Origin of the sequence: Butyrivibrio sp. MC2021, assembly GCF_000621605.1 — a bacterium.
Classification (GTDB): domain Bacteria; phylum Bacillota; class Clostridia; order Lachnospirales; family Lachnospiraceae; genus Butyrivibrio.
Map to the genome: position 1 here is coordinate 1 of NZ_JHXX01000011.1, position 23,774 is coordinate 23,774.

Annotated in this window: 8 protein-coding genes and 1 pseudogene; 1 reads left to right on the plus strand and 8 read right to left on the minus strand. The window is 44.8% G+C overall.

Translation table 11 applies throughout. The features are described from left to right. The 5 genes and pseudogenes from T359_RS22230 to T359_RS20480 form a co-directional block, all read right to left on the minus strand. Positions 1–159, minus strand: a pseudogene (locus T359_RS22230) (IS5/IS1182 family transposase); the annotation flags it as partial. Positions 160–337: 178 nt separating this feature from the next. Then, on the minus strand, positions 338–3,898 hold the full coding sequence (locus T359_RS0114045) for an InlB B-repeat-containing protein (RefSeq protein WP_026518021.1): 3,561 nt from the start codon (positions 3,896–3,898) through the stop codon (positions 338–340). Positions 3,899–4,056: 158 nt separating this feature from the next. Beyond that, positions 4,057–4,740 carry a DUF4956 domain-containing protein gene (locus T359_RS0114050; protein WP_026518022.1) on the minus strand — a complete coding sequence of 228 codons (684 nt, stop codon included), beginning with the start codon at positions 4,738–4,740 and terminating at the stop codon, positions 4,057–4,059. A gap of 21 nt (positions 4,741–4,761) precedes the next feature. Continuing rightward, complete coding sequence (locus T359_RS0114055) at positions 4,762–5,514, minus strand: polyphosphate polymerase domain-containing protein (RefSeq protein ID WP_026518023.1); 753 nt, start codon at positions 5,512–5,514, stop codon at positions 4,762–4,764. A 16-nt stretch (positions 5,515–5,530) separates the two neighbouring features. After that, positions 5,531–6,943 carry a carbohydrate-binding domain-containing protein gene (locus T359_RS20480; RefSeq protein WP_035784575.1) on the minus strand — a complete coding sequence of 471 codons (1,413 nt, stop codon included), beginning with the start codon at positions 6,941–6,943 and terminating at the stop codon, positions 5,531–5,533. Between the two features lie 201 nt (positions 6,944–7,144). Here T359_RS20480 and T359_RS0114065 point away from each other — a divergent pair, with 201 nt between their 5' ends. Continuing rightward, on the plus strand, positions 7,145–8,887 hold the full coding sequence (locus T359_RS0114065; RefSeq protein ID WP_026518024.1) for a hypothetical protein: 1,743 nt from the start codon (positions 7,145–7,147) through the stop codon (positions 8,885–8,887). A gap of 58 nt (positions 8,888–8,945) precedes the next feature. Here the strand turns inward: T359_RS0114065 and T359_RS0114070 are convergent, their stop codons facing one another. The 3 genes from T359_RS0114070 to T359_RS0114080 all read right to left on the minus strand — a co-directional run bounded on the left by T359_RS0114070 (position 8,946) and on the right by T359_RS0114080 (position 23,679). Continuing rightward, positions 8,946–12,134: an InlB B-repeat-containing protein gene (locus T359_RS0114070; protein WP_026518025.1), complete on the minus strand. Its 3,189-nt coding sequence runs from the start codon at positions 12,132–12,134 to the stop codon at positions 8,946–8,948. Positions 12,135–12,286: 152 nt separating this feature from the next. Then, positions 12,287–15,487: an InlB B-repeat-containing protein gene (locus tag T359_RS0114075; protein ID WP_081795593.1), complete on the minus strand. Its 3,201-nt coding sequence runs from the start codon at positions 15,485–15,487 to the stop codon at positions 12,287–12,289. 107 nt (positions 15,488–15,594) lie between these two features. Beyond that, complete coding sequence (locus T359_RS0114080; protein ID WP_026518027.1) at positions 15,595–23,679, minus strand: leucine-rich repeat protein; 8,085 nt, start codon at positions 23,677–23,679, stop codon at positions 15,595–15,597. Between the last annotated feature and the right edge of the window lie 95 nt (positions 23,680–23,774).

Consider the following 23,774-nt stretch of genomic DNA (forward strand, 5'->3'; position numbering starts at 1 on the left):
TCTTCCCATGTCTGAAGAATACTTATTTTCAACAAGATCATATATGAATGACCAGTCGATGGCTTTATCAATAAGCCTGAGCATGTGGTCCTGTGGAACCAGATCGTCCATGCTCACAAACTGCATCTGTTCGCGTTTTCTTTCGGTATTAGAAGTCATCATAAAGGCAATCCCCATCCCCAACTTTGATACTTCTATTATACCAGAAAAAGCGCCTCAAGCCCAGATAAATACTGAGTTTCCGGCACTTTTATAAAGAAAAATCCACGGCAGATGCCGTGGACTTTGTCTACAGTCTGAAACCAGGCACCGGAGTGCCTGGTTTTGGGTAGTTATATTATTCTGCGCTTGGTGCGTCTTTGATTGCCATTACGGTATCGCTCCAATCACTGTAAATCTTAGTGCCGGTGGAATCGATGCCATATGATCTGAAGCGTGCATAGTACTGATTTCCGTAAACATTCTTGGAGAACGTTGATTCGCCAGATACATAGCCCATGTCATAGGTCTGAACAGACTTTGTAAATTTGCTGTCTGTTGCGATCTGTACTTCACAATACATGCTGACTCTGTCTTCCTTTATGGATGTGAATAAGGTTCCATCACTGTGAAGATAAGCGCTAACCTTCTGAAGCTTAACAGGTTTTATCTCCTTCCATACAGCATAGATAGTCATTGCCTTTGTAGCCTTGATTGCAGAAGTGATTGAATTACCATTTGCAAATGCAAAGTAGTCAGTTCCCTTAGTATCAAAATACAAACCATTCAGGGTGTAACCCTTCTTAGTTACTTTCGCAAAATCCTTTGAAAGGTAATTAATATCCTTGCCATATGGTACCTTGATTACTTCTTTCTTGTTTTTACCGGTTGCTGCATATGTACCACCCTGAGGATCAAATGTGATCTTGATCTCCTTTGCCTCAAATACAGGTGCAAGTACAAGAGTCTTGTCCTTATAGTTCTTGCCGATCTTGGTTACATAACCGCTCTTATTCTTGGAAAGGCCATCTTCTGTACCGCTGACAACCTTCCAGCCAAGGAACTTATAACCGGTTACAGAAAGCTTTGGAAGTGAAAGAGCTTTTCCATAAACCAGGGTCTTCTTTGTATCAGAAAGCTTAGATAAAGCATCAGCTACATTGAGCTTACTTGTATAATCAACTACATATGCATTAGCTGATAAAACATTGGCATTGGTCTCTGCTGTCCATACTGCGTAAAGTGTAACAACACCATTCTTGGCATCATGTCCGCCAACTGTTGCATTCTCTATTACCTTGCCGTTCTTCTTGTATGAATATCCCTTAAATGCGAAGCCGTCTCTTACAAGATCAGTTGTGCCGAGTACTGTTTCAATATCTGCATAAGCAACTTCTGCTCCATTATTGTAGAAGATACCGTCTTTTTCGTTTACTGCTTCTCCTGCTGCTGTCTTAACCCCAGCTGCTCCGGGAAGGATCTGAAGCTTATATGCAGCAAATTTAGGAGCCTCCTTGAGCCAGTTAGCTGTAAGGACAATATTTCCATAGGAACCTGCAGCAAGTGTATATCCCTTTGTAACGTCATTTTCATCAACAGGTACTAACTGAGCACCATTAGCCTTTTTATCCTTGGAAGCTAATGTGTATCCTGTGAACTTGTAACCTTTTCTTGTAGGAGCTGCGATTGATACGGCTGAATCTGCAGTATACTTCTTTACAGCACCGCTCTGCTTAGCGCCCTTGCCATTTGAATAAGTAATGGAATATGAGTTAGCCTTCCACTGTGCCTGGATAATAACTGTCTTATCAGCACTGTCAGCAAGATTCTTGAACTTGCCGTTTACACCGATAGTCTTATCACCATCATCAATCTTTCCGTTGTCGTTTGAATCATACTTCCAGCCTGTTAATGTATATCCGGCCTTGGAAAGCTTGGAGCTGAAAATCTCCATTGAATACTCAGATCCATAGCCTCTTGTCTGTCTGGTGTTGGTAAGTCCTGTAGACATTATTCCACCGTTAAAGTCAAGATAGATTCCGTACCAAACAGGTTCCCATTCAGCTGTTAATTTCAGATCCTTATAACCGCTATATCCACCATAAGCCCAAGCTGTATAGCCGGTATCAGTGTTTCTCCAATATCTGAATTCGTATCCTGTTTTTGTAATTACAGGATTTTCTTTATCAACACCCTGGGTATAAGAAACACTTCCATCTTCTTCTTCATTTTCTACTTCTGTGCAATTATATAAGTATTCTTCATACGGAGTATTAGACTTATTATATGTAACCTTTGCAGGATACTTATTTTTATCTATTGCTGTACCACCATTGAAATCATAGGTGATAGTATAGTCCTGAGCCTGCCAGATTGCAGTAAGAGTTATAGTCTGGTCCTTAGCTGCAAGGTCATCAAATTTTCCTGATGCAGCTATAGTTTTATTGTTAGCACTGTTTTTCCAGCCTGCAAGCTTATATCCGCCTCTTACAAACTCTCTTCCGGTAAGAATAACACCTTCACCAACATAGAAAGTTTTTGTCTGCTTAAGGTCAGAATTAGTATTAACTTCAAAGTCACTGTCATAAAAATACTCTTCATTGAAGTTGAAGGTTGCCTCTTCGCCAACAGCATCAAAGATTACATTATAGCTGTCTCTTGCCCACTGAGCATACATGTCAACAGATACAGACACGCTGTCAGCGCCTTCTATTGCCATAAAGGAAACAACAGGGTAGTTTCCGGTATAGAACTCCTTACCTGATGTCCATCCCTCAAAGAGATCCTTATCAGCAAGGATAGCTTCATACTTAGATGCATCAGAGTAGATAGTCTCAAATCCGATATTATCGTTTACGTTATTTGATATCGTATAGGTCTTCTCTACAGCAACATCTTTCTTAGAATCAACGTTGGAATGGAAAGTAACCTTGTAAGTCACTTCATCCCAATGAGCATAGTAGGTAACAGCCTCAGTAATTGCAACTGTGTTAAGATCTACCTTTGATCCGCCTGTTCTTTCTGTAAACCAGCCTGCGAAATGATATCCTACTGATTCGGGATCATCTACGCTAAGCTTATTTCCCTTCTGAACATATTTAACATCGCTGTAGCCTTCCTCACCCATATTATAATCAAGAGTTACAGGAACGGTGCTGGCGATCTTTCCAACAAGAGTTACTCCGTCATCCTCAGAACTTACAACATCATACCAGGTCTTAACTGAATGGTACTCATCATCTTCATCATAGTAACCTGTACTTGTTATATTGAGTAAAACTCCATTTTTGTACCATCCAACGAACTCCATACCTGTAGGCAATTCGGGAGCATAGAAACCAACCCACTCTCTGCTATAGCCTTCTGTGATATGATAGCTTGCCTTATTGGGATTGATGATCATAGCAAGCTGCTCCTCAGTAGCTGCTTTTCCATCTATCTCAAAAGCATATTTAATGTCAATGTCTCTATCTTCTTCATCATTTCCTGAGATATCTTCCGGAGCGTCATCTCCTGAAACATCATCTCCTGAAACGTCATCACCGGAGATGTCCTCTTCTGAAGCATCATCACCGGAAATATCTTTTCCGTTAATCTCAGCAAACCATGCTTCGAAAGCCTTATCAGCCTCTGTAGCGCTGTCTGCTTCATCTGTAGTTTCTTCTATGATCTCTTCGTCGAGGGAGCTCTCTTCATCTTCTGTATCTGCTTCCTCTACTTCAAGCTCTTCTTCAAAAAAAGTGTTATCCTCATCATCCATGAAATCCGCAGCATTCTCTTCAAATTCACCGGAGACGTTTTCTTCTTCATTAAGGAGTATCTCCTCCTCTGCTGCAAATGCAGGAACTGAAAAAGTAGAAACTGCTAAAACTGCTGAAAGTGAAAGACTTAAAAGTCTTCCGATCAACTTGCTCTTCATGTGTATCTCCTTTCACACATACATTTCAGATTTGCGTTTTTTCTGTGACGCAAGTTTAATTTTAGCAATCTCATTTTTAGAATTTAATTAAAAAAGTATAAAATCACGCCTCGGTTTAAACGGAATTTCATTCTCAAAATCTCAGGTCGAAAATTTTATTACAGTTCCTCACTCCTTACTGTAACGGGTCTGGAGCAGGTAATCTCAAGGTTTCCGTTGCGTCTGCGAAGCTCATCCATCATGGCTTTGGTGGAGGCGTCCCTTCGAAGTGATATCTTATAGGTAAGCTTGTAGAGGCTTCCCATACCGGAGGTCTTCACTTCCTCCAGCTCTGCTCTGTCTGTATAGCGGGCAAAAATGTCATCGAATACGCCTTCAAAATCAAGGCTCTCAGGGATTGTGATCTTTAAGGTCTTCTCCTTGGGCTCACGATCCTTGATGGAAATGCTTGAAAGAATAAGGTTTGCAAGAGCGATGATAACTGTAAAGATAACTGCGATTCCGATATATCCCATTCCTGTGGCAAGGCCTGCTGCCATAGCAAGGAAGATGCTTGTTATCTCTTTTCCTGAGCCGGGAGCTGAACGGAATCTTACCAGTGAAAAGGTTCCTGCCACCGCAACTCCTGCGCCGATATTGCCGTTTACCATCATGATGATGACCTGAACTATGGCAGGCAGAAGTGCCAGTGTGATGATGTAACTCTTTGAATAGGTATTCTTAAGTGAATACATAAAAGCAATAAAGCAGCCGATAAGCAGCGAGCAAATGGTTGTTATGATAAATGCTTCTCCGGTAAAAGAGCTGCCGGTCATTATTGTTCCGAAAATTAAATCTGTCATAATATTTCTCTCCTTCTATATTCAAACCGCCCTTTTGAAAGGGGTGATATTGCTTACTGTTTCCTCTACATTCAACGCATTTCCATACATGTACTCCACATATCCCTTTCCGTACTTGGAAAAACTTGTCTGTCTGATATTAAGCTCATCCAGGATCCTTGCAAGCTCCATGGACATGGCCCCCGCGATCTTGAGTTCCATCAGGTGCTGTCCCGGAAGAAGTATGTCCTTTCCCACATTTCCTTTCTTAAGGGAAAGGTCCTCAGTTCTCCATCTGATGTTGGTGTCAAAGGTGATGCGAAGGTCCGGATCCTCTATCCCCGCCATGGCTATGCGGTCATAGGATATTGCCATGGCAGGCCTTATTCCTTTGTAATACTGTAAAAAATAGTCGATCTCTCCGGATATCTGACTCTCCTTGGAGGGCCTTCCGCCATTTGTCAGGTAATTGACTGCCTCCTCGTAGGCCATGGTGATCCTTCTTTTATATACAACGCCCTTGTACTTTTTCTTTATCTCGATAAAAGCATTGGAGTCATCCTCCGGAATGCCGTAGGTGCGAAGCCGAAGCTTCTCTTTATATACGGGCTTTTCAAGAGATCTTTCTATTAAAGTAAAATCAGGAGTGTCAAAATATATATTTAAAATAGAGGTCTTTCCGTATCCGTCGATGGCTGCCATGCCCTCAAGTCGCTTCATAAGCTCCCGGTACTGCATCTCATCCAGAAGATATTTAACTTCTATTCTTTCAAAAACATCTTTAATTCCTGCCATTGCTTGCCTCCAACTCTTAGTTGCCGCCGTTATCCTGCTTGCTTCCTCTGTCTCCGCGCATCTGTCTGCCGCTCCGGCCCTCTCCGGCGCCTTCCGGTCTCTCAGGCATGTTGCTCTTATCGAAACCTTCAGGCATCTCGGGTCTGTCACCTTCTTCAAAGCCTTCAGGCATCTCGGGTCTGTTACCGCCTCCGAAGCCGCCCTGACCTCCGAAGGTCATGGAATTGGTGATCTCTGTCACTTCCTCGCCGTTTACTGTGACTGTGCCTCCGTTTAATTCTGCCTTGCCGTCGAAGTCAAAGGCAAACTGCGCTGTAATATTCACTGTGCCGCCGTTTATATAAAGATCTCCGTTGGCATCCAGGGCATCTGTATCACCGCTGGCCATGTTGATAGTAAGGCTTCCGCCGTTTATCTCAATTGCTACATCCACATCGTTGCTCTTTTGGGATGCATTTATTCCGTCGTCGCCGGCCTCTATACTTATGGTTCCGTCATTTATCTGTACATAGGTTGCTTCAAGACCCTCGGAAGCATTTATATTGAATGTACCTCCGTCGATGGTCAGCACTGTGGTTGCCTGTATTCCGTCGCCGTCCGCATCTATATCAAAGCTTCCACCGCTTATATATATGAAGCCCTTGGAAGTGTCATCGGAATCCTCGCTGTGAAGTGCATCTTTTCCAGATCTGATGGTAAAAGAGCCATCACATACCCTTATGGAATCATTGGCTTCTATAGCATCTTCGTTACAGGTAATGCTGTAGGTTCCTCCTGTGAACTTCACATCATCCTTACCGGAAATGCCGTTGGCGGTTGATGTTATATCAAGAGTTCCTTTTCCGTTAAATACCAGATCGTCCTTGGAATAGATAACCGCATCTGTATTTGTATCTCCGTCAGCTGTAAAGGTTCCTGTGACTGCCAGGGTGTTTTCTGAATCAGTGGTGGTGACAAAAACCTTGTCGGCGTTCTTAACGTAAATTGCAGGGGCATCACTGTTTACCACTGTGACGCCGTCCAAAACCAGCTGAACCTTGGCTTTGTCTGCATCAACTATTATGGTGCTGTCCTGTGCTTCGCCGCTGATCACATAGACGCCTTCAACTGATATGGTTACATCCTGTCCGCTCTGTAAAGTTATATAAGAAGCATCTGTAAGATCTGCCTCCTGCTTCATATCTCTGTCACTGAACATCCCATCGGTATCAAGGAGTGTCTCTGAGCCGGCGCTGCTGCCGGAATCTGAAAGATAAACTTCTGAGGTTGCGCTTACTGTGCTGCCATCCTGTGCTGCTGCCTGTGTCTCATTTTCTGTAACCTGAGCTGTCTTATTATCTGAACCTGCCATAGCAGTCTGTCCGCATCCGCCAAGAGCCAGTGCCATTCCAAGGAATAATATTGCTACGAATGTATTTCTTCTTTTCATATTCGAATCTCGCTTTCTTTTTGAAACCTTTGTTTTCGGTGATGAGGTCATTCTAAAATGGCAACCTAAAACCAAACTAAATGAATAATAAAAAATTTCTAATTGCCGTCTATGCAATTAAATTAATGAACCTTTGCCTATACAACAGATAAGACCATCGCTCCTGCCCTGAAAGTCTCCAATCCTTTTGTGGATAAGGAGATGAAGGCCGGAACAGATTATGAAGTATTCTTCCATCCTTTCACAGGAGAGGGTGAAGATGCAGCTCCCGACTTCACAAAGAAGCTGACAGCAGCTGATATTAAGAGTAAAGGCGCAGGCACATACCTTATCAACTTCGAGGGTAAAGGCAACTTCACAGGCGTATTTGCTACAGAGGAAAAATACAGCCAGGCTCCTGTCCTTCGAGTTATCGACAAGGAGCAGAGCAAGAAGGAAGGCATCCTGTTCCTGAATGATGCCAAGAAGCTTACCATCAAGTCAGAGCAGTACAATGAAACCGTTGAAGGAACTCCTGATGTTCTTTCCCAGAATGTTATAAGCAAGTTTGCAGACGGAACCTATACTGTTAAGGTTGGCGGAAAAGAGCTTGTATATGTTGCTCCCGGAAAAGCAGCAAATTATAAGAGTGAGGGCTACTACTTCACTGTTTCAGATCCTGCGGACACAGATGAGAACCTTAACCGTTATCCTGTTTCAGGCAACTATGTAACCCTGGTACCTGCAGACACCGAGAAGAACAAGCTTGAGGGCGAGCTGAAGGCAGCCTTTGAAATAACAGGAAAAGAGATCGATGTAACAGACATCGCAACCAAGATAAGCTATACCGGAACTCCTTTGCTGGAGGACAGGGATACTTTACTTACAAGACTTGCCAAAAAGGGAACCACTACAGCCAAGGTCATCGTTAAAAAGGACAGCACCAAGACAGCTGTTTCTTCCGATAGTTACTATGTATCAGCCTCCGGCGACTATGGCGATCCCGGCACAGTGACTCTGACCTTCAAAGGAAATCCCCTTAAGGGAATGACAGGAACTGTCACTAAGAAGGTAACTGTTACACCAAGAAAGATCACTGACGCAGACCTGAAATCAGGTGATATAAAGGTTGTATTTACAGAGACCGAAAGCTCAGATGCAATAACCGTTCCTTACAGCAAAGGCGGCGCAACAGCAGCTGTTGACGTAATGGTAAAGGATGCTGACGGCGAATACATCTACCTGAATGAGGGCGAGGACTATTCAGTAAAATACTCAGGAAATAAGAGTATCAGTACAGGTTCTGACAAGGCTAAAGTCAGCATCAAGTTCAAGGGCTACTATTCAGGAAGTCTTAAGAATGCTCTTAACTTCACTGTAGACAAGGCTGAGTTCGACCTTGGAACAATAAAGGCTGAGGCCCCGGACAAGATCTATAACATCAAGGGTAAAAAGAACTACTTCAAGTCCATCCCCGCTCTTTACGACGGAACAGAAAAACTCACCAAGGCGGATTATGAGCTTGTGGGCGATTACAGATACTTTATCGGCGATGAAGAGATCACAAATGCCGATGCCAAGTCTGTTCCCCAGGACAGCAAGATCACTGTAAAATTCACTGCCAAGCTTAAGGATGGCAGTAAGAATTATAAGGCTGTGGCAGCAGGCGGAACAGTTGATTTCAGTGCTATCTACTATCTTGGCTCCTACAATATGTCCAAGTGCAAGGTAAGCATTGAGCCTCAGTCCTATAACGACGGATGGGCTATAACTCCTGATCCCAAAGATATCACAATAACTATCAAGGCCAACGGCACAACTGTCACAGCAAAAGAAGGTGACTACGAGATAGTTTCTGTTACCAACAACCAGAAGGTTGGCACAGCAACCATTATCCTTAAAGGAAAAGGAAGATTCTGCGGCACCAAGAAAGCAACCTTCAAAATTGTTAAACCCAAGAATTAATTAAAAAGACCCGGCATTTTCGAAACATGAAAATGCCGGGATTTTTTTGCATTTATATTTATTTGGTTGCCATTACTGTGGAGCTCCACTTGCCGGGGAAATACTCACCGGTGGAGTCAACGATCTCCTTTCTTACACGAACATAGTAATTTCTGCCGGAGGTGATCTTCACTGAAGGATAGATCATGTTTCCGTAGATATCCTTTGAAACGCTGACCCAGGTGTAGCTCTTTACATCAGTTTTGAAGGCTGCATCTGTTGAATACTCAAATACCAGTCTGCTGTAGCCCAGAGAAGGACTATCATTGCTGGCCAGTGAAAGCGTATCGCCGTTTATGCGGATCTTACTCTTTGGCAGTGTAGGAACAGAAGGATTAACCGGATTCCAGATGACATTCAGAACCACTGATGCATCCTGCTTTTTGCCATATCCGTAGCCATAGATGTCATCACCTCGTCTGATATTGCCCTTGCTGTCCTTGGTAGAGGAAACGCAGCCAAAGCTGTAGCCGCTTTTCTTTACGCCGGAGGCGATGTTCTTATACACATCCTTGAGAGTATCGGAATAGTAAACCAAATCTGCCACAAGGATCTTGCCAGTACTGTCCTTATAGCTTCCACCGTTTGTATTAACGTAGACCTTGTAGGTGATTTCTTTAAGAACAGGGGCCAGTGTGATATTTACTTTGTTGGTCTTTTTTATCATCTTCACATAATTCTTGGAAGAATCTGTGTATACAACTCCCGAGTCATCGGAGAGCTTGCCTTCAACCTTCCAGCCAAGGAATGTATAGCCTGTGGCCTTAACAGCCTTGGGGGTTATGTCTCTGGTGCCGTATTCAACGATCTCCCTGCCGGAAAAAGTTGTCTTTAAGCTGCCCTGGGACATCTTTACGGTCTTATTTCCTCTCTGGATATATGCGGAAGTACTGAAATCCACCTTGTGGGTTGTGGGATACCAGCGGGCATAAACCTTTACGTCTGAGTCTCTGCCGCTTCCAAGGCCCTCAGCGAAAAAGGCGTAGTTCTTGTACTTGGGATCGGAATAGAAACCTCCGAAGGTATAGCCCTCTCTTTTCCAGCCCTCTCCTGCTGTGATCAGCTGATGCAAAGGATAAGTGGTGGCATCAAAACTGAATCTGTCAGAATCAAGTTCAATAAAGGGAACTCCTGCCTTGGGATCGATAGCCACTCCCTTGGCATCATAAACGTCGTTTGCGGCGGGCATAAGTGTAACGGTGTAGGTGTTGACATCTCCATACTCAGCCACCAGGACGATGCTCTTGTCTGTGCCGGCCTTAATAGCCTTAACATAACCATCAGAGTCTTTAATCACGTATCTGTCAAACTCGCCGGATACTGTCCATCCCTTGAAGACAAAGCCCTTTCTTACGGCAGTTGCCTTGATGGGAAGCTCCTTGGTAATGGTACCTGTGGTGAAGCTGTATACACCGCCCTTAACATCGGCGCCCCGGGTCTGATAAGTGATACGGTAAACCTTTTCCTGAGGAACAACGTACAGTGTTACGGGAACCTCAGTGCCTTCCCCTTCATAGGTGGCAGGCAGGAATTTGGAATACTTTACATTCAGGTTATATACAGGCTTGCGGGCATTCTCTGTCTTGGCAAAGCCGGCAATGCTGACATCACTTCCAAGGGCCCCGGACTCTTCGATAATAGACGCAGCTATGGCGAAGTCCTTTTCATCTGTGTACCAGATACCGTTAAAGGAATCCACAGTGACCATCTCACCGTTATCCCCCATGAGGTAGGATCCGTCTGCATTCCTGAAGGTGATATTGTAGTTGAGAACCTCCCAGGAAGCATAGAGAGTAAGGTTATCTGTTACGATGGAGGTGAGCTTTCCGTCGCTGATATAGCCGGCAACCTTGGCATCCACCAGGGTTCCCTCATCCTCGTCGCTCTCATGGAGCTTGACCTGCCAGCCCCCGAACTTATATCCGGGTCTTGTGGGTGTAGGAATAGCAGTGCCGTCTCCTGTCTTGAAAAACCTGGGAGCCTTGGCAATCTTGCCCTCTCCGACATCGTAGGAAATTGAATACTTATTTACTTCCCAGACAGCGGTAATTGTATATACGCCCTTCTCTCCTCTGTCCAGATCTCTTAAGTTGATGGTATCGGTGAGCTTGAAGGTCTTGTCCTTACCTTTTACTTTGGCCATCCAGCCCTTGTGGGTATATCCCTTTCTCTCTGCTGTCCAGTCGGAGAAAGAATAATCAGTGGTAGTCTTGAAGTTGTACACAACGCTTCCGTATACGGTTCCGCCGTTGGCGTCAAGTCTTACGGTGCAGGTATCTGCTGCCCATTTGGCCTTCAGAGTCATGTTGCGGAAAATGTTTCCGCCGTAACATCTCTCCTCCCGGCTGCCGCACTCCCATCCTTCGAATACATATCCTGCTCTTACAACCTCAGGATTTTTGGTATTGATGGCAAAGCCCTCGCCGTCAGATACATAGTTAAGAAGGGGCTGCTTATTCACAGTTTTGGAATCAAGCTTGTATGTAAACTTGTTCTTACCTGAATAAATACCGCCGTTAAAATCATAGGTTATGGTGTAGGTTCCTAATTTCCATACCGGAGTAAACTCGAAGGTCTCACCGGGAGTCTCAGTAAGGGACTTGATGGTGGCATAGGGCTTTGAAACCTTAACCTTTTTACCCTTGGCATCAATGTAGGTCCAGCCTGTGAGGTTGTAGCCGGGAAGCTCGAACTCATCGCCGCTGAGAACTATGGGCTCTCCTATCTCTGTGGGAACGGTCTGTCCGTCATCATATCCAAGAAGTTCCTTTTGAAGGCAGCCCTCAGGAATGCCGGCGTTAAACTTAAGATAATATATGCCCTGGGCTTCCTCAGAAGCAGTCTCCTCCGCAGCCTCTTCTGCTGCCTCTTCCTCAAATGTTTCTTCCTCATCAGCAGGTTCTTCGCAAATGAGCTCTTCCTCTTCTACAAGAACCTCCTCTGATTCTTCCTCTGAATCAGGCTCCTCAGAATCCGGTTCTTCTAAATCCGGTTCCTCAAAATCAGATTCCTCCGAAGAAGCTTCCCCTTCTGAAATCTCGTCCTCACAGGTAAGCTCCTCCTCTTCAAAAAGCTCTGCAGCCTCCGTGTCAGCTTCCTCAAGAGATTCCCCAATCTCCGCTGCAAAAACCGGTGTAGAAAAGCCGGTCACAGCCAGGGATGCTGACAGAGTAAGGCTCAGAAGCCTTCCCAACAACTTCTTTTTCATTCAGATCTCCTTTCACATGTATATCAATTCTGTAAAGAAAATCCCCTCATTATTTCGTTTTCAAACGCGAACTTTCAACATTATAACATAAAAAAGGAGTCAGACCGCATTAAGAATTTGTGATCTGACCCCTGATTTTATTCTGTTATTTATCAGTCAAAAGAAGTAATTGTTGCCATAACAGGTTTGCTCCACTCTCCGGGGAAGTAATCGCCTGTGGAATCCAGGATCTCACTTCTTACGCGGACATAATAGCTCTTGCCGGGAGTAACCTTTACTGTAGGATATACAGGATAGAAGTTCTCATCTTTTTCCAACTCATCCCATACACAGGTCTTAACATTCTTTGAGAAATCCGATGTGGTTGAATACTCAAATACTATTCTGCTGTAGCCCTGGCTTGGGTTGTGGCTGCTCTGTAAGTAAAGTGTATCTCCGTCGATATGTATGCTCTGCTTGTCCATCTTGGGAGTTGAGGGGTCAACCTTGGTCCATAACACGTTGAGAACCACCTCTGCCCCCTGCTTTTCGGCAAGTCTGTTTCTGTAGAAATAGTTATTTTTACCGGACTGATCCCAGATCGTCTGTCTTACATCGCCCTTATAGTTCATGGTTGTGGACACAAACTGGAATCTATAGCCGACTCTCTTTGTATTGTTCACAATATCAAAATATTCATCCTTTGTCTGCTGGCCATAAAATACCTTGTCGCTTACAAGGGTCTTGGCCTTGCTTCCCTTGTACTCGCCGCCGTTGGGATTGACATAAATCTTATAGGAGATCTCAGAAAATACCGCCTGAAGCTTGATATCCTCCTTGTTGGTCTTCTTGATCTTCTTTACATATTTCCTGGAAGCATCGGTGTATTGAATTCCGGAATCATCTGAAAGAGAACCGTCAACACGCCAGCCAAGGAAGTTGTAACCTACAGCACTGAGCTTGGGTGGAGCATAGTCTTTAGAGCCATAGGCAAAGACCAATTCGTTGTACAGAGGAGCTTCAATATACTCATCAGCTATCAGATAACTGCCATCACCTCTGTATACCAGCCCCTGGTCACTTAAAGTAATATTCTGCATTTTGGGTACCCAGCATGCATATATCTTAACATTCTTGGACTTACCGTTTCCAAGGCCCCCTGCAAAGTATGCGGAGTTCTTGCCCTTGGGATCCTTGGAGAAGTACGTGAACTCATAGCCCTCTCTGGTCCAGCCATTTACATAATCAGCTATGAAAGTTTCTTCATCTGAATATCTGAAGGTCGTAACATCGCCGGCCTTAAACTGAACTCCGGTCTTCTTATTGACGGGCTTGCCCTCAGCATCCTTTACATCTGCCGCACCGGGCATAATAGTAATGGTATATGTATTCTCCTTATCATAAACTGCCTCAAGGAAAATATTGGTATCTGTACCGGCCTTTATAGCCTTGACATATCCCTTTTTATCCCTTACTACATATTCCTCAAACTGCTCATATGTGGTCCAGCCCACAAAAGTAAATCCTGTTTTGGAGGCAACAGCCTTGATTGGAAGTTCCTTTTTCGCCTTCTTTTCTGTAAAGCTGTAAACAGCCTTCTTTACGGTTCCGCCAGCTGTCTCGTAGCTGATGCGGTAAACCTTTTCCTGAGGAACAACGTAAAATGTCAAAGGCACCTCAGTACCTTCACCGTCATAGCTCTTTGGGAAGATATTTGTATAGTTAGTGTTGAGCTTGTACTTTGGCTTCTTGGCATTGGGTGTAAGAGCAAAGCCTGCCACACTGACATTCTCAGGAAGAGCTCCTGAGGACTCAATCATCCAAGCGGCTGATGTGAATTCCATATCGTCCCAATAGTTTAAAATGGGATATTCCACAGGTTTTCCTTCATCATCAATGAGGTCTGAGCCGTCGCTGTTCTTGAAGGTGATCTTGTAAGTAAGGTCCTTAAAGTCTGCAACAAGCTCCAGATCATGGTCTGCTGCTTCTGTGAGCTTACCGTTTTTAATGTAGCCCAAAACTTCGGCATAAGGATAATCGTATGCGGTTCCATCCTCATAAAACTCATTTACCTTCCAGCCCATGAACTTAGCGTAATCCCTGACAGGATTCGGAATAACTGTGCCATCTCCTGTCAAAAAGGTCTTGGGAGCCTTGGCAATCTTTCCCGAGTTCAGATGATAGGTAATAGTATTCTTATTGGGAGTCCAGGATGCAATCAGTGTAAAGCCTCCATCCTCGTCTCTGTCAAGCTCTTTAACCCAGACGATATCGGAGGGCTTGTAGAACTTGTCTTTTCCCTTTACCTTACCGATCCAGCCCTGGTGAGTATATCCCGGTCTTTCTGCCTTAAAGCTGGAGAAGCCTCCATCCAGGGTTGTGGTGTAGGTGTAAACATCATTTTCATAGACAGTACCGCCGTTGCCGTCCCATCTGATGGGATATGTAATACCCTTCCACTGAGCTATCAGCTCCATGTTACGGAAGGTGGTTCCGCCGTAGTATTTCTCGTCGCTGTAGTGACCGTCCCAGCCGGTAAAAATATATCCTTCTCTTGTAACTTCAGGGTTCTTTTCTTTTATTACAAAGCTGCCGTCTTCATTTTTAACATAGTTATAAAGAGGCTGTGTCTCAACAGTCTTTTCACTGAGCTGATAGGTATAGGTATTCTTGGCTGTTGATGTTCCGCCGTTAAAATCATAGGTGACAGTATAGGTTCCAAGCTTCCAGACAGGAGTAAATTCAAAGGTCTCTCCCTCCTTGTCTGTAAGTGATGCTATGGCAGCCTCGGGAGTATTGATCTTAACCTCCTTGCCCTTTGCATCTGTGTAGGTCCAGCCCACAAGGTCATATCCGGGAATCTCGAACTCATCACCGCTAAGAACTATGGTTGCTCCTATCTCTGCGGGAACGATCTCTCCGTCATAGTATCCCCAGATATGAGGCTGAATGCAGCCCTCAGGAACACCGGCGTTAAACTTAAGATAATATAAACCGTTTGACTCATCTTCGGAACCGGCTGTAACTTCCGGTGCCTTTTCCTCCTGCAGCGGAGCCTCTTTTTCCACGGGAATTTCTTCCTCAGCTTCTACTGGAACATCTTCCTCTTCTTCTGCAGGAACATCTTCCTCCTCTGTAGGAGTTTCGTCCTCTTCCCCAGGTACTTCTTCCTCTTCTGCGGGAGCTTCTTCCTCAGTAAACTCCTCTTCCTCCAAGACCTCAGGAAGCTCTTCATTTTCCTCTTCCCGGAAGGTCTCGATTTCGGTCAATTCCGGCTCAAGCTCCGCAGCATATGCCGGTGCAGAAACACTGCTCACCGCAAGCACAGCTGACAGGGTAAGGCCCATTAACCGCCCCAACAACTTCTTTTTCATCCATTTCTCCTTTCAGACATTTCGTCTAAAACAAATATAGTGTGGGTGCCAAAACATGCTTTGACACCCACACCATATTATAGCAAAGATATGCGTAAATACTAGATTTATCCGAAGATCCATTCAGCCCACTTAGGCAGAATCGTGAAGGTTACTGTCTTCCTTCCGCAATAGCCGCTGGAGCTCTTTCCTGTTACATAGATCTTTCCTTTTCCTACCTTGATATTCTCATCATAATCAATTCTTACATAGGATGAAATATCATTGCCATCGGCATCGGTCACCGTGATCTCAGGTAAGATCCTGCTTCCGTTGTAGTAGAATTTGCCTTCGGTCTTTATGGTTACCTTAACCTTCTTGGAATCCTTTACAGAAATGAGATTTGCGCTGACTGTCTCATATCTTGTTCCTGAGTAGTTACCCTTTCCGGTAATGGTAACGCGAATACTGCTTGTGCCACTGGTCTTTGCGGTAAAGTCTGACTTTCCGATGGCCTTTGTTCCGTCATAGAGCTTGAAGTTAACTCCTGTGACTTTGCCCTTCTTGTTCTTCTTGATTCCCATAACAGCGAAGGTCACATCAGCGGAGGAAACAGACTTCGCAGATACCTTGAAGTTGCAGTCCGCAAGCTTGCCCTTTCCAAGCTTATCAGAGCTTGTGGGAGAAGTCTTGCCGTCACCTGCTACGGTTCCCTTGAAGTTGCCCTTTCCTTTGATCTTGGCATAAGCATAGGAATCTTTATCGGAAGCCTTCTTGTTGTTCACATAAGAAATTGTGTAATCAACACCTTCCAAAAGAATCCTCTGGCCATAGGTCAGTGTAAAGGCCGGTGCGCTTCCCTTAGGATCGTATACTGCAGTTCCTTCGTAGGATACCTTAAGTCTTCCGGCAGTTGCAGCTTCCGAAAGGTCAAGAGCAGTGATGGCAAAAGGCATTGTAACCTTTCCTGAATACTTGCCCTTACCGGTAACAACTACCTTATAGGTGCCTACGTTTACAACCTGCTCTGCAGTTATCACGCTGTTGCCGCTCATGTAGGTCAGTGTAAAGTCTTTTCCGAGAACAAGCTCAGTATTGATTCCTGGAAGGTTCTTGCTTCCTGTGTAAGCAGCCTTGGTAACAGGCTTCTTGCTGTCAGCCACATAGCTGAGCTTGAACTGTCCTGCCTTAAGAGCAGCACCCTTTACTGTATAGCTGCTTATGCTGCTGCCGATGTATCCATCTGCATTATCGGCTCTTGCGGTGATGATAACTGAAATCTCACCGGCTCCGGCGATACCCTTATAGAGACGATCACCATGGTAGGTATTTCCGTCAGCTGTTTCAATTGAAACCTCAAAGCCTGCAGCAAATCCGGCATAGCCGTCACCCTTAAGATTGTAGGTTGTCTTTCCAACAGAAACCTTACTGATAAGCTTCTTAACCACCTCTTCATAGGTGAGGCTGTCGGTTACGCAGCTTACATTCTTGTTGAAGGTCACCTTCATGTTTGAAAGAAGCTTTGTCTGATCACCGGCAACTACAGTGAAGGTCTTTGATACTCCCTTATAATTTCCGGTATAAGCATCTCCGTTCTTTACAGCCTCCACTGTCACATAGTAGATTCCGGAGGTTGTGATACCGGAAGCCTTCTGTGTCAGTGCTTCGTCTGTGTAATAGTTTACGGTATAGAGCTTTTTCTCTACAGAAGCTCCCTGATTCTTAACTGCTACAGGAACCTCCTGAAGCTGATTGTCACCCTTAACAGATACATATTCAGGAACTGTGATGTCCAGGTCAGCCATATCCGCCTGCATGATGCTAAAGAATGCGGTGACAGGCTTTTCATTTTTGTAGGTTCCAAGCCCCTGAACAATTACCTGAGGCTTCTTGCTGTCATCTACAGTTGTGGTCTCCGGGTCGCAGGCAAGCTTGTTGTTCTTGAAGCTGATCTTGTAATCAGTCTTTTCAGTAAGAACAAGGTCTCCGTCCCTGACTATTACCTGAGGGATGATAGCCTTACCTGTGTATGCGTAGCTGTAAGGATGCACGATCTCGATACTGATGCTGGTATCCCTGTCATTCAGATCGATCTTTGTTGCTACCCACTTTGCAAAAAGGGTCATGTCTTCTGAAACAGTATTCTTTTCGAAATCCCATTCCTGACTGAAGGTGCTGTCCTTGTACCATCCGCAGAATGTGTAGCCTTCCTTCTGAAGTTCTGCCGGCTCAGGAACCTTGGTGCCCTCAGGAATGGTCATGGAATCAATGGTACCTGCTCCGTCGGTATCGAAGTCAATCTTGAATCTTCCGATCTCGCAGTAAAGTGTCACATCATCATCAACGGTATCCTCATCAAAGTTCCACTTGATGGTTCTCTCTTCATCCAGATACCAGTTCTGCTCCTTAACGCCCTCGATAACAGGACATCTGTCAGGGGTAAGAAGTGCTTTCTTCTTAATGTGGATCCTCTGCTGTGAACCATCCTTCATTATGAAGGTAACAGTCTTGTAGTAATTGTCGTTGAAGGACCAGCCTGCATAGATGATGGTATCTGCAGTAATCTTGTCATTTGCAAAATCCCATGCTTCGGTGCAATCCTTATCCTTGAACCAGCCTTCGAAGATGAAGCCTTCCTTGGAGGGTTTCTCAGGCTCTGCAACGATTGAGCCCTCAGCCACGTTGTAGAGGGTTTCTACATATGTACCCCCCTGAGTATCAAATACAACGCTGAATCCGTAAGGCTTGGTTTCGATAGTAGTTCCTGTAGGATCTGAAACAACGCAGTTGCCCTCGTCTTCCTTGACATCAGCTCCGCCTGCAGGTATGGAAACACCGTTAAACTCAGCAAAGTTGATATCGCCGTGAACCAGGATATCTGCCTTCTTGGAAGCTGTTGCAGTCTCCACATGGAATCTGTCATCAAGGATCTGAACTGTTGCGCCCTTATCCGTTGTGGTAAATGTAAGGTCATACCAGGGCATTGTTATCTTGTTGTTGGTTGCTGAGATAACGTGCTTTGTATCTGAAGCAAAGCTTGTTGTGGCATTGCCCTGACTTCCGATTGTTACTGTGCCGGCGCCTTCTGCCTTAACTGATGTAAAGAAGCCGTTTGCATCATCGGAATACTTCATTGCTGTCTCAAAAAGTCCGTCTGTTCCTGCCTGAGCGGTTATGGTGTACTCAGCTTCGCCGGAAATAGCAGGAAGGATAAACTCATATTTAGGTGCTGCATCAATTGCGGCAGCATTGCCGTTGCAGGTAACATCAAGGCTTCCGGATACCTTTTCGCCATCTGTTATAACTGCAGAGTCAGTACCGTCTGTGATCTCAAATGACAGGTAGCTTGTATACAAAGCATACTCATCAGAAGCCTTTGCAAGAGCACTCTTGGTGTTGATAACTGTTGCCGGAGCTGTCAGTGTAGGAGCATTACTCCTGATCTCCTGAGTCGAAAGAACCATACGGAACAGAATTATATAGCCCCAGTCGTTTTCATAATCATCACATTTTCTCTTGTATAAGCCGTCTGTATCCTTGTAAATCTCCAGACTGTAAGGCTTTGAATTCAAGGAATTGTCATAAATGCTAAAGGTATAGCGGTCATTGCCCCTATCCTGGAAATTGTAAAGTACTACAGCATGTCCGCCTGCTGATTCACGAGGAGTTGTTTTTGTGTAGAGCTTGATCATCAGCATCTTGGGTGCACGATCATCCAGGAAGCGCTTAACGATTCTCTCCAGGTTGTCGCTCTCTCCTCCGACCTCATCAATTCCCTTATAGGTTTGTCTGAGTGTGGAAATCTCAGGATCAAACTGCAGGAGGTAATAATAATTTATAAGACTTTCGAAGGCGCTGACACTTGAATAAGGCAGATCAGAGCCCTTAACAGTACTGGGTGAAGTCTTGGAATTGTCAAAATTGGCAAGATCCAAAAGTCCTCTGTTGTAGAACAGAGCTGTACCTGCCATTCCAAAGCAGGAACCTCCCCAATAATCTGCCTTCTCCTCATCAAAGGTCTGTTTATCAGCATTGGAATAACCCTTCTTCAGTTCTGCAAAATCGCTTTCCCTGATGTCATACTGATACTTATGAGTAGTACTGGTCTCATCAGCTGTATAATCTTTATAGCTTGAGGTACAGTACACACTGTATGTATTACCGAAGCCCCAGGCATCAGTAGCAAAGTTAAAGTCTGTGATTCTCCACTTCGCATAAAGGGTTACGTCATCCTCGATGGTATATCTCTTCTTATTGTTTCTTACGCTGAAATAGTCGTACTCACTGCTGGCATTCTCATCCTCATACCAGCCGTCGAAGAACATCTCTTCTCTCTCAGGCTCGTCACCGTCATATTCGAAGAATGTCCAGGGCATAACCTCCTGGGTATGGGCAACCAGACCTGTACCGTCGTTTCTCATGTAAGTTACAACGAAGGCATCAGTCATGGCCAGGTTGGTATTAACGGTATCTACAACCTTTCCGTCCTTATCAATGACTTCAACATAAATAACAGATGCGGCATTGATGGTTCCGGAGCTGCGGTCATAGTTTTCTTTGAACTTCTTGCCGGGCACAAGAAGGAATTCGCCGGTGGTGCTCTCCATGCGGCTTGAAGGATTTCCTGCCTGGGCAAGAGCAAACTTGGCTACATTCTTGGTTCCCAGAGATGGAGTTACCTTTATGGTGGTATCTTCCTTGGAACCTACAACATACTTAACAATGTCATTTCTTATGTCATGCCAGTTGTTGTTTCTGTGAAGCTCAACCTTGGTGAACTCTTCCTTATCGATGTCCTCTGCAAGGCTCTTGAATATCTCGATAAGAGCTGCAACGTTGGAAGCTTCAAAATATCTCTTTTCTGATCCAGCAACCTTTTCAAGGACCTCTTTCTGATAGGTTCCCGCACCAAGACCTACGGTGAAAATACCGTACTTCTTTCTCAGGGTCTCAGCACATTCATAGATTGCTTCCTTATTGTCGTTGGGAGCACCGTCACTGAACATTACAAGATATTTGTGCTTGGTCTTACTCTGGGAAAGAACCTCATCCGCACGCATAAGAGCTGTCTTATACTCTGTTCCGCCGCCGTCATCCAGAAGAGAGATCTGATGGATAAGCCCCCCCTGGAAATAGGTTGCGTTGGACAAAAGAACCGCTCTGTCGTCAAAGGCGACAATGGAAATCTTGGTATTGTTCTGGATGCCGCCCACATTCTGAACAAAGGCTGTGGCAGCTTCTCTAAGGCCCTTAATTCTGTCTCCCGCCATACTTCCGGAGACATCGAGAACCAGCATGATCTCCTGACCACCGTTGGTATCGTCGAAAGGATTCCAGGTGATCTTTCCGAATCTGGTTATAAGGTAATTGGTATAACCAACTCCTGAGAAGGGGAAGAAGATGTCCAGTATATCAAGAGCGCCAAAGGCATCATCTGAAATCTCAGGGGCTGTCTCACTGGTAAGAATGAGCTGTTCAAAGGCAGTACAGCCTGCGAAAGCTCCCTCTTCAATTCTCTCAAGATCCGGTGAAAGCTCTGCAAAAACAAGACTCTTACAATCCTTAAATGCATTTTCACCGATCTTCACAATGCCTTCATCCATGATCACTGACTGAAGATTGTTCATGCCTGCAAAAGCATTTTTACCAACGGTGATATTCTTTCCGTTGAATCTTATATCAGTGACAAAGGACTTGATCTTATGCCATGGTCTTGCGGTAAGTTCCTCATAATCAGGAATACTTCCCTCTCCTGAAATCGTCAGGATTCCGGAGGAAAGATCATCCACAGACCAGGTGATGTCACCTATTGTTCCGGAGGTAACAAGGCCGGAAAAATCTGATTTGTTAAAGGAAACGCCCTCTCCCACAGTGATGTCTTCAATATTTGGGCAGTTGGAGAAAACATATCCCCTAAGGGTTACATTATTTCCCAGAACTACAGACTTAAGGCCTGAGCAGTAGGAAAAAGCATTGGAGTATACAACCACTCCGTCGGGAATTGTAACGGTCTTAAGACTTGTACAATAGTAGAAGGCTGAGCTTTCTATTGTTTTAACCGTGGCAGGAATGCTTATGGCTTCCAATGCCTCACATCTGCTAAAGCAGCTGCCTCCGAGGACGGTAATTGTGTCCGGAAGGGTTACTTTCTTAAGAGATGTGCAGTTATTAAAGGTACTATAATTGATCGAAGTTACGCCCTGGGGAACAACAATACTCTCAATCTTGCTGCATCCGTTAAAGCATCCGCTTCCCAGTGTCTGAACTGAGGAAGGAAGGTCTATCTCTGTTATTTCCTGGCAGTACTGGAAGGCGTTGTTGCCAATCTCAGTAAGGCCTGCAGGCAATGTAATCTTTGTTAAGGCTTTGCAATTATAAAATGCATTACTGCCGATAACAGTTACACTGGAAGGAATGGTCACTTCCTGCAGGTTCTGTGCTCCTGATAAGCAGTTGTCAGGAATCTTTTCTGTTCCGTTATCAAAGGTTACCTTTTTTACATTGTTAAAAGCACTGCTTTCTATGGTAGTAAGAGTCTTGGGAATGTTGATGCTCTCAATTCCTGTACAGCCATAGAAGGCGCTGGATTTTACCTTGGTAAGGCTTCCGGGCAGAGTCAGCGATGTCAGTGATGTGCAGTACTGGAATGCACTGTTACCAATCTCAGTAAGACCTGAAGGCAGCGAAATCTCTTTTAATGCCTTACAGTTATAAAATGCATAATTGCCGATAGCAGTTACACCGGAAGGAATGGTCACTTCTTCAAGGCTCTGGGCACCATAGAAACTGTTGGCGGGAATGGTCTCTGTTCCGCTTTCAAAGGTTGCCTTTTTAACACTGTTAAAGGCACCGCTTTCTATAGAAGTAAGGGTCTTGGGAATAGTGATGCTCTCAATTCCTGTACAGCCGTAGAAGGCATTTGATCTTACCCTGGTAAGGCTTCCGGGAAGCTTTATTGATGTCAGGGATGAGCAGTACTGGAATGCGTAGCTGCCAATCTCTGTAAGACCGGAAGGCAGTGAAACAGCTTTTAATGCCTTACAATTATAAAAAGCATTATTACCGATAACAGTTACACTTGAAGGAATGGTTACCTCCTCAAGGGTCTGTGCACCGGAAAAACTGTTGGTGGGAATGGTCTCTGTTCCGCTTTCGAAAACAGCCTTCTTAACACTGCTAAAGGCTCCGCTTTCTATGGAAGTAAGGCTCTTGGGAACAGTGATGCTCTCAATTCCTGTACAGCCGTAGAAGGCATTTGATCTTACCCTGGTAAGGCTTCCGGGAAGCTTTATTGATGTCAGGGATGCGCAGTACTCAAATGCATAGCTGCCAATCTCTGTAAGACCGGAAGGCAGTGAAACAGCTTTTAATGCCTTACAATTATAAAAAGCATTATTACCGATAACAGTTACACTTGAGGGAATGGTTACCTGCTCAAGGCCCTGTGCTCCGGAAAAACTGTTGGCGGGAATAGTCTCTATTCCGTCTTCGAAGGTTGCCTTTTTGATATTGGAAAAGGCTCCGCTGTCTATAGTAGTAACACTCTTGGGAATAGTGATGGTATCAAACCCTGTACAGCCGTAGAAGGCGCTGGATCTGATCTTGGTCAGTCCCTGGGGAAGTGTCACTGAAGTCAGTTCTGCGCAGTACTCGAAAGCATAGCTTCCGATCTCGTCAAGACTTGCAGGGAGCTTAACTGTTTTCAAAGAAGTACAGTTATAAAATGCACTATTACCGATATAGGTAACGCTGTCGGGAATAACTACAGATGTCAGCTCTGTGTGTCTGCTGAATACTGAACTTCCCAGCTTGGTTACCGTATATCCGTCGAGGGTTGACGGAATGGTAAGGGCGCTGACAGTGGTTCCGGCATACTTGGTAATGGTAGCTTCCTCACCGGATAAAGTATAGGTATAGTCTCCGCTGGTCTCAGCGAAATCGGCCTCGTCGGCCTCTGCGGGCTCTTCCCGGGCAGGAGTTTCTTCCTCTTCCTGAACAGGTTCCTCGCTGATGTCTATAATTTCTTCGTCTTCATTATCATCGATCTGTCCCATATCCAGATCTTCTTCAGGAACAATCTCCTGTTCCTGGTCATCCTGCAATTCCAGCAGGATTTCTTCCTGTGGCAGGTCCTCTGCCATTACCGGCGTCCGGTAGGAAAAAACCATGACAAGCGCCAGTAGCACCGCAATTATCCGCGATCCTTTTCTCATTACAACACCTCCTATAAGAATTAATACAAATTACTCCACCATTATACGAAATGTCATCTACTCATTCCACTACAAGATATAGTTTGAATTATTGT

What these genes read in the sequence shown, in the direction of transcription:
- T359_RS0114045 (WP_026518021.1), bottom strand. Translation starts at nt 3,898, where the DNA reads ATGAAGAGCAAGTTGATCGGAAGACTTTTAAGTCTTTCACTTTCAGCA.
- T359_RS0114050 (WP_026518022.1), bottom strand. Translation starts at nt 4,740, where the DNA reads ATGACAGATTTAATTTTCGGAACAATAATGACCGGCAGCTCTTTTACC.
- T359_RS0114055 (WP_026518023.1), bottom strand. Translation starts at nt 5,514, where the DNA reads ATGGCAGGAATTAAAGATGTTTTTGAAAGAATAGAAGTTAAATATCTT.
- T359_RS20480 (WP_035784575.1), bottom strand. Translation starts at nt 6,943, where the DNA reads ATGAAAAGAAGAAATACATTCGTAGCAATATTATTCCTTGGAATGGCA.
- T359_RS0114065 (WP_026518024.1), top strand. Translation starts at nt 7,145, where the DNA reads ATGAAGGCCGGAACAGATTATGAAGTATTCTTCCATCCTTTCACAGGA.
- T359_RS0114070 (WP_026518025.1), bottom strand. Translation starts at nt 12,134, where the DNA reads ATGAAAAAGAAGTTGTTGGGAAGGCTTCTGAGCCTTACTCTGTCAGCA.
- T359_RS0114075 (WP_081795593.1), bottom strand. Translation starts at nt 15,487, where the DNA reads ATGAAAAAGAAGTTGTTGGGGCGGTTAATGGGCCTTACCCTGTCAGCT.
- T359_RS0114080 (WP_026518027.1), bottom strand. Translation starts at nt 23,679, where the DNA reads ATGAGAAAAGGATCGCGGATAATTGCGGTGCTACTGGCGCTTGTCATG.